Genomic DNA, 11,905 nt, shown 5'->3' with positions numbered 1-11,905 from the left:
TGTCTTCGCGGAGGGTGAACAGGGGGTGGGGGGTGCGGCCAGTTCGCAGGAGGAGTGCACAGCCAGGCCTGCAGGACCGCGACTACATCCCTGCTGAGCAGGAGAGGATGCGGCGTGGGTCAGCCGACCTCTGCCGGCACGTAGAGCGGGCGCAGCGTGATCAGGCTACGAGTCGTCGCGTCGGCGTTTTCGTAGTTGTCGACTAATGCCTTGGTCAGCTCCTGCGGCGTCCACAGTGCCAGCGGCACCGTTGAGCGGTCCGCCTCGTAGCGGGCGTCCTTGGTGAAACCGCCGGTGCTCACGTAGAGCCCACGATCCTCGGGGTGTCGACCACCCAGGAATCCGCGAATGTCCTTGCTGCCCATCTGCCCCTTGCGGTGTTTGACCTCGACGACGATCCGGGGCCGTTCGAAGCCGAACCCGTCCGGCGAAGCCAAAATGTCACGCCCCAGATCCGACCCTGGCGGGGAAACCTGCGTCTTGTAGCCCATCGCCCTCAGAATTCCAGCAACCAATTCCTGCATCTGCGACCAATCCAGTGCGCTGACCCGGTCCTTGATCTGTTCGAACGCCAACGCAGGGAAGTCACGCAGCGGATCGTCGGCCTCGACGGTGTCGTCCGATGGGGTGGGTGCTGCGGTGCCGTGCAGCAGGCTCAGCACCTCAGTGCGCACCGCTTCGGAGAGCTGAAAGACTGTCAACGTTGGGCCCAGGCTGTTCTTCGCCACCGGGCTCAGATCATCGCGGTTCAACTCGACGGTCTGCCAGGTGATGGGGCGGGCCAGGCCCATACCCTGATCGGCCCAATCCTGGTGGAGCTCTGCCGGTCCGGTGACGGTACCGACCAGATAGGTGCGGTTGTCCGGCGAATAGGTGATCACCCAGTCGTTGACTGCGATTTCGTTGACAAACCGGTACACCTGCGCGGCGCTGACCACCGCCGCCTGTTCTTTGATGCCCGGCTCGGCCTCCCGGTAGGCTTTTGCCAGAGTCTTGCGGTCGACGCCGGGTTTGGCGAGCGCGGCGATCTGCCGAAACCCGATGCCGGCAGCGCTGCGGTCACGGAAATCGTCGTAGCGCAGACCGCCGTCGCTGCGCACCATCCACATCGCAGTCATCGGTCGACTTCGGGTTCCGGAGTCGCCGACGGTTCCTCGTTGCCAACTGCTTCCTTTTGGTTGAACCGCTGCGCCACGAAGCCTCGGAGGCTGGACAGTCCCCGACCGGCAGCTGCGATGGCCTTTTCCGCGACGGGCTTGGCTATCTCCACCGCTGCATCGACAGCCTCACGGACACCGGGGGTCTCCATGTCATTCCAGCCCTCGACCTGATGTTGTCGTGCACTGGCGAAATTATCCAGCTCGATCCGCAGGGCGTCGCGATCTGCGGCAAGCTGATCGACCGCCCAGAACCGAAAGCCATCGAGGGCCTCCGTTTTTGCGATCGCGTCGACTACCTCGTGGGCCTTCCGATATAGCTTGCCGTCTTCGGCTAACTGGTAGGCCAGCAGTTCGCGGGTGTGTTCCAGCACCTGCGGCAGATGCTTGGGCTCAGTGGCCTCGACCCGGGCTAGGTGGAGTCGCTGCCACTTGTACAGCGACTCCTCAGCCACCACAAGCAGACTCAAGGTCTCGCCGATGAGGCTGTCGGCGATGGCGGCCCGCATCGCATTCGCTCGATCTTGTACCGACGAATTAGGGTCCAGAGTGTCCAGAACACGCCTGGCATGGTTACGTAGCCGTTCGGCGGTGGCGTTCAAGGATGGACCCAAGCCTGCGATGGAATCCCAGTAGGCGTCGGGAAGCGATCCGTTTTTCTCCAGGTAGGACAGCTGCCGGGTGATGGTCAGGTTGTCAGCCAGGACATCCCCGGCACGGTCGGCCTGAGCCAGCCGAAGGACGGCTCCGACCTTGCTCTCTACTCGGCGGATCGAGTCGCTGACGTCGGCGATCGCAGCCTTGAGCGCGACCTGCACCCCGATCATTTGCAGCGATACCAGTTGCTGCGGGCCCAACATTGCGGGCCGCCACTGCAGTTGTTCCGTGAACTTGTTGTCGGCGCCGCGGGTCATCATCCGGAAGAAACCGTCGGTTCCCGGAATCAGGTGCCCGCGTCGGATCGCTGCCACGCTATCCGGGTGTAGTTGTACGAACTTTCCGGCTTGCTGCAACACCGCGGCGATGCCAATACCTAATCCAGGGGCATTCGCCAGTAACGCTTTGTCGACGCCAGCGACCTGGACCGCGTTGCCGGCGGTTTCGCGCAAGCGCTCCAGGTAGGCCTCCACGGCTTTCGGGTCGCCCCCGACGAGCAGGCCCTCCGGTTGCTCCATCACGACAACCTCGCCGGTAGTGGCAGTGGCGGGCAGGCTGGCGACGTCGTCGTGAGTCACGTGGAACCTCCGGTGGCGAGTTTCCGCTGAGTGTACGCAAGTCCGGCGACACGGCAATCTGGTCGGATTGTGCGATGCCACTCCGAACGTATAGACCGATGACGCGTATGTAGGGCTTTCGTTCGCCTGTCGGCGCCTCCCTCTAGGCTGCTGCGAAAGCGACACCGGTGTCGTCGGTGCCGCCTTGCCTCAAGGAGCTCAGGGTGACTGATGCCAACCACAGCGCACAGCAGGATCAGGCGCCCTATGGTCGGCACGCCAAGGCGGAGCCCGCCGACGTTGAGCGGCTGGCAGGGACTCAGTCCCCGGGCACCGGCCCACGCATGGAGATCCATGCGGTCACCGACTTGAGCTACCCGATGGCGAACTGCCGTATCCCGGTGATCGACCACGTTGCGATAGACAACGTGGTCGACGAGTTGCGCGGGGCGGTGCTGCAACTAGAGGTCACCAGCGCTGACGGCTCGCACGGAGGGCCGAAAGAGATCCACCTCGATCTGGCCGCCCACGCGCCGACCGTCCTGCGCGACGTCGCCCTGCTGCTCGACCCGGCCTCGATGCTCGGCGTCGACGAGCCGCGGCCGGGCACGATCCGGGCCGTGCTGCGCGACGCCCACGGCGCCGTACGCGCCGAGGCGGAGAAGGATGTCACGATCCTGGCCGGCAACCAATGGAAGGCCCGCCCGCCGCAACTGGCCCTGGAGATGCTGGCAGCCCACGTCCAACCAAACGCTGCCGCCGTCACCGCACTGATGCTCAAGGTGTCCGACCGGCTGCAGGCGCTCACCGGAAACTCGGCGCTCGACGGGTATCAAAGCGACGACCCGGCCCGGGTCGACGCAATCGCCCAGGCGGTGTTCGAGACCATCCGCGACTGCGACGTGCGTTATGCCGAACCGCCGGCCAGCTGGGGTTTGGAGGGCCAGAAGGTCCGCACACCCGCGGAGGTGCTCGAGGGCCGGCTCGGCACCTGTCTGGACACGACTCTGACTATGGCCGCCGTGCTGGAGCAGGCCGGGATCAACTCGACCATCTGGGTGCTGGGCGGTCACGCGTTCCTCGGCTACTGGCGCGTCGACTCGACGCTGCCCAATGTGTCAACCACGGAGGCCGTCGACGTGGTCAACCTGGTTGACCTGGACCAGATTCGGCTCGTGGAGACAACCTTGCTCACCGGTGGCGCCCAGGCCGGCGATTTCAGTGCAGCGACAGCCAGTCCGCGAACCAAACATCTCTCTACAGATCTGTCGAACATCCTTGGGATCACCGATGTTCGCCAAGCCCGTTCCGCCCGGATCTACCCGCTTCCCAGCCACGCCACCGACCGGGACGGCAACATCACCGTCTTCGAATATCAACCGGGCGCCGGCCCGGTTATCGCCCCGTACGTACGGTCCGAGGCGGTTCCGCAGACGCCGCAGGAGGCCGTGCCGGAACGGGTGCGGCAGTGGAAGAACGCCCTGCTGGACTTGAGCCTGCGCAACCGGCTGATCAACTACACCGAGCGAGCCGGATTCGCGCTGGCGATACCCGGCCCGGCGCTGGCCCGCTTCGAAGACGACATCAACGCCGGCGCCCGCATCAAGCTGCTGGCCTCCGACGAAGTCAGCAGTGTGGACGTGGCGCGCGGCATCCGCTACGGCCGTGAGCTGCCCGAGGATGAGCGCAGCGATCTGCTGGCCGGCAAACACAGCGCCTACCTCGACGTCACCACCGCAGCGTATAAGTCCCGGCTGCGTAACCTGGCCTACAAAGCCAAGACCATCACGCAGGAGACCGGCGCCAACAATCTCTACCTGGCCTTCGGGATGCTCAACTGGCGCTTCGGTGACCGCGAGCTGCGCTCCCCGGTGGTGCTGGTGCCGGTGAACCTGTCCACCACCAACCGCGGTGACCGCTATGTGCTCAGCATCGATGAGGCAGGCGTATCCACCCCGAACTACTGCCTGATCGAAAAACTGCGGGTCAGTTTCGGTTTGGAGATCCCCGAGCTGGCCAATCCCGCCGAGGACGCCTCAGGGATCGACCTGGCCGGCACGTTCGACGCCGTACGTCGTGCGATCGCCGCCGCCGGCCTCCCGTTCCGCGTCGAGGAAAGCGCGCATTTGGCGATCCTGCAGTTCGCAAAATTCCCACTCTGGAAAGACCTCGACGAGTCGTGGGCAGCATTAGCCGAGAACAGCCTGGTGCGCCACTTGATCGAAACACCGCTGGCCGCCTACACCGACCCGGTGCCGGCACCCGAGGGTGTCGACCTCAACGAGCTGCGGCCGCAGATGCCGGTGCCGGCGGACTCGTCCCAGCTGCAGGCGATCGCCGAAGCGGTCGCCGGCCGCACGTTCGTGCTGGAAGGCCCCCCGGGAACCGGTAAATCGCAGACCATCACCAACCTGCTGGCCCACGCCATGGCCTCCGGACGCAAGGTGCTGTTCGTTGCGGAGAAGAAGGCCGCGCTGGACGTGGTCAAGAAGCGGCTGGACGCCGTCGGGCTGGGTGAGCTTTCGCTAAACCTGCATGACAAATCCGCCCGCCCGGCTGCGGTGCGCGAACAGATCAGAACTGCGCTGGAACTGCGGGTCACCGCCGACAGCGAACGGCTGCGCACCAACCAACAGATCGCCGCGGCCGCGCGCACCACGTTGGCCCGCTATGCCGAGCGGCTGCACGCTGAGAACGCCGCCGGCCTGTCGGCCTACACAGCTCGCTCCAAAGAGCTCGCCGCCGACCAGGACGTTGCCGCCCTGGAGGTACCGCGTGAACTGGTAGCCGCGGCGAGCCCGGAGACGATGGCGCAGATCGGGGAGTTGCTGCGGGCACTGCCGGCGGTGGCCGAACTGGCCCGACCCGGCGCCAATCACCCGTGGGGATTTCTGGATGCGGTTCCGGCCGATATTGCGGGGACCTACCGGGCTGCAGTCGAATTCGATGCTGCACTGGCCGCGTTGCTCGAGGATGGGCAGCGCTACGGCATCGGGCTGGCCCAGCTCGACCGGGTCGGTGCGCCGACCGCGCTGGCGGACTGGGCACGGCTGGCCGCCGCACCGCGGTATCCGTTGCCCGGTATCGATGCCTTGAACACGGCCGAATGGGCTGCCGAACTGATCGCATTGGGGCAGATGGTGGCTCGGTTGTCGGCGCAGCGCCCGAGCTGGCTGGACACCGCCGGCCCGCAGGCGGTGGACCTTGACATTCCGTCGATCCACGCCGCCGCGCTGGCCGCTGATGAGTCCGGGTTTTTCGGGCGAAAGAAACGCCGTCGCGCGGTGTTGGCGCAACTTGCCGACGTGCTGGTGGTCGACGCGGCGAGCGTCGACCTCAAGGGCCTGTCAACCATCACAGCGGCGATAGCCGAAACTCACGGGCTGGTCAGCGATCTGCGCCGGCGGGTGTCCCGGCTGCCGGTCACGCTAATCGACGGCGACTGGAATCCGCTGCTACCCAAGTCCGCCGCGCAACTGCGGGCCGGACTGGACTGGCTGGTCTGGCTGGTGCCCGCTCTTAACGCCGCCGGCCCGCAGGTCGCCGACCTGCGTGACTTCTACGCCCGCACCCCCGTCGGGGTGCTGGCCGGGCCGTTGGAGCGGCTCGGTACCGCCTGGAGCGGGCTCGGCCAGGCCACTGGGGTGACGCTTGATGCCCAGCGCGACTGGGCTGACGGTGCGTTCTTCGACCGCTGGTGGTCTGGGCGGCCAGCCAGGCAGCTGGAAACATCGGCAGCACTGGAGAATTGGCTCGGGTTGGTCGGCCACCTCGAACCGCTGCGCGCCGCCGGCATGACCGCGGCGCGGACGGCGATCCTGGCCGGGCGGTTGCTGCCCGAGGACGCCGCACTCGGATTCGACCGCGGGGTTGCCGCAGTGTCAGTCGGCGAACGACTCGACGCCAATGCGCTGACCGGCTTCGACGTGGCCGCCCACAGCAAGACCATCCAAAGGTTCACCGATGCCACCCGGGCCATTCGCGAGGAGTTGCCGCGGGCCATTCCGGCCGCACTGCTGGCAGAACGTCGCTTCGACGCCTGGTCGGAGAGCGGCCAGGTCGGGGGGCTGCGCAGGCAACTCGATCGCAAACGCGGCGGCATGAGCATCCGGGCACTGCTGGACAACTTCGGCGAGCTGATCACCACGATCATGCCGTGCACCCTGATGAGCCCGGATTCGGTGGCCCGGTTCTTCCCGGCCAAACCCGGTCTGTTCGACATCGTGGTGTTCGACGAGGCCTCCCAAGTGCGGGTGCCCGACGCGATCGGCGCGATGGGCCGCAGCACCTCGGTGGTGGTGGTCGGTGACAGCAAGCAGATGCCGCCCACCAGCTTCGCCGAAGTCGGTATCAGCGACGACGACGAGGACTACAGCCCCGACACCGTGGTAGATGAGGAGTCGATCCTCACCGAATGCGTGCAATCCCAGGTGCCGCGCCAGTGGCTGTCCTGGCATTACCGCAGCCAGGATGAGGCGTTGATCGCGTTCTCCAACCAGCACTACTACGAAGGCCGGCTGGCCTCGTTCCCGGCGCCGAGGGCAGGTGGCTCAGGGTATGGGGTGTCCTTGGTGCGAGTCGATGGAGTGTTCGAGCGCTCCGGCAAGGGAAAGACGCTGCGCACGAACCGAGTCGAGGCCGAGCGGATCGTCGCCGACATCCGGCAGCGCTTTGCGTTGTCGCCGTCGGTGGCGCCGTCGCTGGGGGTGGTCACCTTCAACGCCCAGCAGCGCGACTTCATAGAGAACCTGCTGCGTGACTCCGGCGATGACCGGGTGGTGGCGGCGTTGGATGAGCCGGACGGGCTGTTCGTAAAGAACTTGGAGAACGTCCAGGGCGACGAACGCGACACCATTTTGTTCTCGGTGGCTTTCAGCGCCAACGACAAGGGCGTGGTGCCGCTGAACTTCGGGCCGTTGTCCCGTCCCGGCGGCGAGCGGCGACTGAACGTGGCGATTACCCGGGCCCGGCGGGAAGTGGTGCTGTACTCCAGTTTTGATCCGGCGGCGCTGCGCGCTGAGGAGACCAGCCAGGTCGGAACCAAGCATTTGAAGGCCTACCTTGAGATGGCTGCCCGCGGGGTCGACGCGCTGGGCGGTGGTGGCCGGCGCCAGCCGGTCTTCGACTATCACCGTGACGACATCGCCGCTGCGCTGCGGACTGCCGGGTTGTCGGTGACGGCCGACGTCGGGCTCTCGGACTTCCGGGTGGACCTGGTGCTCGCCGATCCCGCGGCGCCCGACGAGCCACTGGTGGCCGTGCTGCTGGATGGACCGGGCTGGTATTCGCGGCGCACGGTCGCCGACCGGGACGGGTTGCCGGTCGATGTGTTATCGGGGCTGTTGAAATGGCCAGCCGTGGAACGGGTCTGGCTGCCGGAATGGCTGCAGGATCGGGAGGCGACGGTGGCGCGGCTGCAGGCGGCGGTCGATGAGGCGGGGGCTCGCAAGGCCGCGCCTGTCGAGATTGTGGGTCCACCCGAATCGGTCGCGCCGGTCTCGGAGCCGGAACGGGTAGTCGATGAGCCACGGGAGCTGGCGCCGCTGCGGTCAGCACCTGTTGTTGCCGCGCCGGCGCCGAGGCGGCACCCGATGCTGCAGACCTTCCGCGAATGGGAACCGGTGATGGCCGGCGACATCAGTGTGCTGGACAACCTGCAGGCGGAGTATCTGAAGCAGATGGTGCGCGGCGTAATTCGCGACGTGATCGCCGCCGAGGGGCCGATCCACCCGGACCGGCTGGCCAAACTGGTGGCCGGAGCGTTTGGCCTGAACCGGGTCGCGGAGAGTCGCCGTAGGGCGATCCGGCAGCTTGTGCCCGCTGACTACTATCGCCGCTCCGATCCCGAGGGCTTCTACTGGCCAGCTGGGATAGACCCGGAGAGCTGGCGGGTGGTGCGGTGTCCGGTTGACGGTGAGAGCCGTCCAATCGACGAGGTCAGCCTGATCGAGATCGGTAACGCCATGTTGGTGATCGCCGAGCAGACCGGCGGCATCGAAGCCGAGGAGTTGAAGCGCGAGGCGCTGGAGTTGTTCGGGGGGAAGCGGATGACAGCGGGGATTAAGGCGCGGTTGGGGGATGCGTTGGCAGCTGCGTTAACTAAGCGTCTCTTGGAAGGCGGTGACCGGAGTCCAGTACGGGCGTTGCTCGCTTGAATTTAGAATTGGTCAGAAGTCGCGTCTTGCCTTCCGGCCATGATTCGATGGCGACCCCATCTGCAGAAATGCCGGGCGAGGACATACCGGGAGGAGTCGATGAAGTTCAAGTGGGTATCCCCGACGCAGAATGCGGTGCGCCCAGTGCCGCAGCCGTTCGTTGCAGCGCCTGAATCGACGAAGGTCCCAACGAAACGGCCGAATAAACAACCTGCAGCGATTCCCCATCCGGACCCGATTGTTCCCGGTCCGCGCATCGCGCCAGTCACACGCGGTCCAGAGGTACCCAAGGCAGACATACCAAATCTGGAAGGTGACGCGGCGAAAGCAGTAACCCACCGTGGCAGCCATATCCAGATCATCGCGGCTGCCGGATCGGGCAAGACGGAGGTTGTTTCACAGCGGGTGGCATCGCTGCTCGCCGAGGGTGAGGCGCCGGAGTCGATTGTTGCGTTCACGTTCACGGAGAAGGCAGCGGCTGAGCTGAAAGAGCGCATTCGTGAGCGTGCCACCGCCCGCATGGGGCCAGGTGCGACTGATCAGCTCGGTCGGCTTTTTGTCGGCACGATCCACGCGTATTGCTTTCGCATGCTGCAAACGCACGTGCCGCGCTACGAGACGTACACGCCGCTCGACGCAAATCAGCTGACAAATTTCCTATACCAGCAGCGCAGGTTCATCGGGATCGCCGCCCTCACACCTACCATCGGCACGTTCAAGAGTATCGAGACCTTCCAGCGGGGGATCGACGTCATCGAAAATGAGCTGATTGACGTCGAGACTCTCCCAGCCGGTGATTTTAAAACAGCGGTGGAGGCGTACTACGCGGCGCTCGATCGCCATCAGTTCATGTCGTTCGGAACGCAGATTGTGCGGGCTGTAGAGGCACTCGCTGACCCCGAAGTCCACGCCGCGGTGAGCTTTCCTCTAAGGCACCTCGTCGTGGACGAATATCAGGACGTTAACCCCGCGCAAGAGCGGCTTGTCCAACTGCTCGCGAAACCGCACGGCAACGCGGATGTCGTCGTGGTCGGCGACGACGACCAGGCGATCTACCAGTGGCGCGGGTCATCGGTCGAGAACATAGTCACTTTTGCCGGCCGATACCCCGGTGTTGCGCAGTTCGCGCTCCTCACCAACCGCCGGTCACGTCCCGGAATCATCGAGGTTGCCAACCTTTTCGCAAGAACGATCCCGGGCCGGATTGACAAGCAGATGTTGCCGTTTCGTGAGGTGGACGGACCTAGCGTCGCGATTGTTCGCGACCCGGGGAATGAGAATGATGCAGCAGACGAGATTGCGCGGCAGATCCTCGACCTCCACGCGCGCGGTCTCCCGTATCGGGACATCGCGATCCTCGTTCGCGGACGATCCGCCTATCCAGCCCTGATTGGCGCTCTCGCGAAGGCGGCCATACCCGTCCAAGCTGGCGGTCGATCAGGTTTGTTCGCACAACCGGAGTCTCAGGTGTTCGGAGCAACCTATGCGTGGATCGCCGGAGTCGACTGGGCTCCTTCGAGGGACGCGCAGCGTCAGGTCGTCACGCTCGACCAACTACTCGACGATTACTGTGCGGCATTCAACCTGTCGAGATCGGGGCGGTCGAAGTTGGCTGCGTATCTCGGGAAGTGGAAGGCGAAGGCTCTCGCAAGTGAATTCAATGAGAGTCTCGTGCGGGACTTCTACTCCCTGATGGAGTTACTTCGGGTCAAGGATTGGGATCTGTCCGATGAGCTGACGCGCAACCGACTCGGGACGATTGCGCGCTTCACCACCGTTCTCGCCGACTACGAGGGCATCAGTTGGCGCGCTCGTAAGGACAAGGATAAGCCGGGCGAACAGGTCGGTGGCCGCAGCGGCGGAGAGTGGTTCTACAAGGACCTTGCCATCTTGCTTACCAATTACGCAGTGGGAAGCTACGACGACTTTGCCGGCGAGGAAGACAATCTAGACGACGCCGTCGCCCTCGGGACAGTTCATGGCTCGAAAGGCCTTGAGTGGCCGGTGGTATTCCTACCATCACTCGTGAAGACACGGTTCCCGTCGAGCAGGACCGGACGCGCACTGGACTTTCCCAACGACCTACTGGGCCGATTCGATCGACAACGGTACGAAGGCAGCGACGCCGACGAGCGTCGACTGTTCTACGTGGCACTGACGCGAGCCCGCGACGCTTTGCTGCTCTCGAGCTTCTCCCGGCAGCCGAATGGAAGAAGCCGTGGTGCCTCTCCGTTCTACGCCGACGTCGCAAACGCTTACAATAACGCCGGCACTCCCACGTCAGCGACGGGCGAAGGATCGTCGGTTCAAGTTGACTTGGTCATCACGTACAGCGACCTTGCGGCGCTCGAAACGTGCCCACGAAGCTATCTGCTGAAGCACGAGCTCGGCTTTATGCCGGCGATTCAGCAGGAACTCGGCTACGGCAACGCCGTCCACCACACCATGCGGGTGCTTGCTGAGCGAACACAGGCGACGGGTGCTGCACCCACCGAACAACAGGTGAATCAGCTTCTCAACTCCGAGTTCTTCTTGCCGTACGCGAATAAGGCCAGCCACAAGGAAATGCGGGACAAGGCGCGCAAGCTCGTCATGCGATACGTGACCGAACATTCGGCAGACCTAATGCGCACGTGGGCGACTGAACGCCCGTTCGAGCTCTACCTCGACGGCGCGGTGATCTCAGGCCGCGCCGACGTCATCTACGACAACCATGATGGGCAGATTAGCCGGCTTGCGATTGTCGACTACAAGACGTCAACTGGCGGAAAGATCGATCCGCTCCAACTGCAGATATACACCGAGGCAGGACGGCGGGAAGGCCTCGACGTCGGTGGTGCCTTCATCCAAGACCTCGGTGACGAGAAGCAATACGATGTCCCGATCGACGCGAAGTCGATCACAGACGCCGAAAAGCAGATCATCGCCACAGTGGAGACCTTGCGCCGGCGCCAGTTTGAGCCGAAGCCCGGGCGTGGCAAGTGCCGTCGATGCGACGTGCGCAACGTCTGCTCGGCCGCGTGGAAGGAGCGATAGGCTCAACGCAGGATTCTGCGACGCGCCTTCGCTCAAATGCTGTATTCGGTCGCGAAGTCAGATTCGTAGAATTCGACCGCCTCCTTCTCCTCGTACAGAACCGCTTCACGCACTATGTGCCGGGTCATGTCGAGAACCTTCATCGTGCTGCCGACCTTGGCAACGGCTTCTATACGGTGGAATTCGTCACCAAACTTCTGCGTGAACTCTGCGAGCGCTTTCAGCTTGATGACGGCATCGTCAAGATGCGTTCCGTGTGGGTCGATTGAGGTGAGCCCCTCGTAGTGGTCCAGTTGTTGTGCGACTCTGATGCCCGGTGTTCGGGCAGGAAGAATCAGCAACG

Annotated in this window: 5 protein-coding genes; 2 read left to right on the top strand and 3 right to left on the bottom strand. The window is 64.5% G+C overall.

The genetic code is table 11. The features are described 5' to 3' along the window. Window positions 1-119: 119 nt before the first annotated feature. Both AWC02_RS08095 and AWC02_RS08090 read right to left on the bottom strand, forming a co-directional pair. On the bottom strand, window positions 120-1,118 hold the full coding sequence (locus AWC02_RS08095; protein WP_085128276.1) for a restriction endonuclease: 999 nt from the start codon (window positions 1,116-1,118) through the stop codon (window positions 120-122). Further along, the gene (locus AWC02_RS08090) at window positions 1,115-2,392 is read right to left on the bottom strand and encodes a hypothetical protein (protein WP_085128275.1); all 1,278 of its coding nucleotides are present in this window, start codon (window positions 2,390-2,392) and stop codon (window positions 1,115-1,117) included. The genes AWC02_RS08095 and AWC02_RS08090 overlap by 4 nt, the downstream gene beginning before the upstream one ends. 203 nt (window positions 2,393-2,595) lie before the next feature. On the opposite strand from AWC02_RS08090, the gene AWC02_RS08085 reads away from it, so the two are divergent. Both AWC02_RS08085 and AWC02_RS08080 read left to right on the top strand, forming a co-directional pair. Beyond that, window positions 2,596-8,526 carry a DUF3320 domain-containing protein gene (locus tag AWC02_RS08085; protein ID WP_237160384.1) on the top strand — a complete coding sequence of 1,977 codons (5,931 nt, stop codon included), beginning with the start codon at window positions 2,596-2,598 and terminating at the stop codon, window positions 8,524-8,526. 99 nt (window positions 8,527-8,625) lie between these two features. After that, the gene (locus AWC02_RS08080) at window positions 8,626-11,562 is read left to right on the top strand and encodes an ATP-dependent helicase (RefSeq protein WP_085128277.1); all 2,937 of its coding nucleotides are present in this window, start codon (window positions 8,626-8,628) and stop codon (window positions 11,560-11,562) included. A 32-nt stretch (window positions 11,563-11,594) separates the two neighbouring features. Here AWC02_RS08080 and AWC02_RS21885 read toward each other — a convergent pair. Beyond that, the coding region (locus AWC02_RS21885; RefSeq protein ID WP_165757870.1) for a hypothetical protein at window positions 11,595-11,905 on the bottom strand (311 nt) is incomplete at its 5' end.

This window comes from Mycolicibacter engbaekii (assembly GCF_002101585.1).
Classification (GTDB): domain Bacteria; phylum Actinomycetota; class Actinomycetes; order Mycobacteriales; family Mycobacteriaceae; genus Mycobacterium; species Mycobacterium engbaekii.
The sequence above is the reverse complement of the archived record's forward strand: the minus strand, read 5'-3'. Positions and strand labels throughout refer to the sequence as shown.

Excerpts from the sequence above, each read along its gene's own strand:
- AWC02_RS08095 (WP_085128276.1), bottom strand. The coding sequence starts at position 1,118 with ATGACTGCGATGTGGATGGTGCGCAGCGACGGCGGTCTGCGCTACGAC.
- AWC02_RS08080 (WP_085128277.1), top strand. The coding sequence starts at position 8,626 with ATGAAGTTCAAGTGGGTATCCCCGACGCAGAATGCGGTGCGCCCAGTG.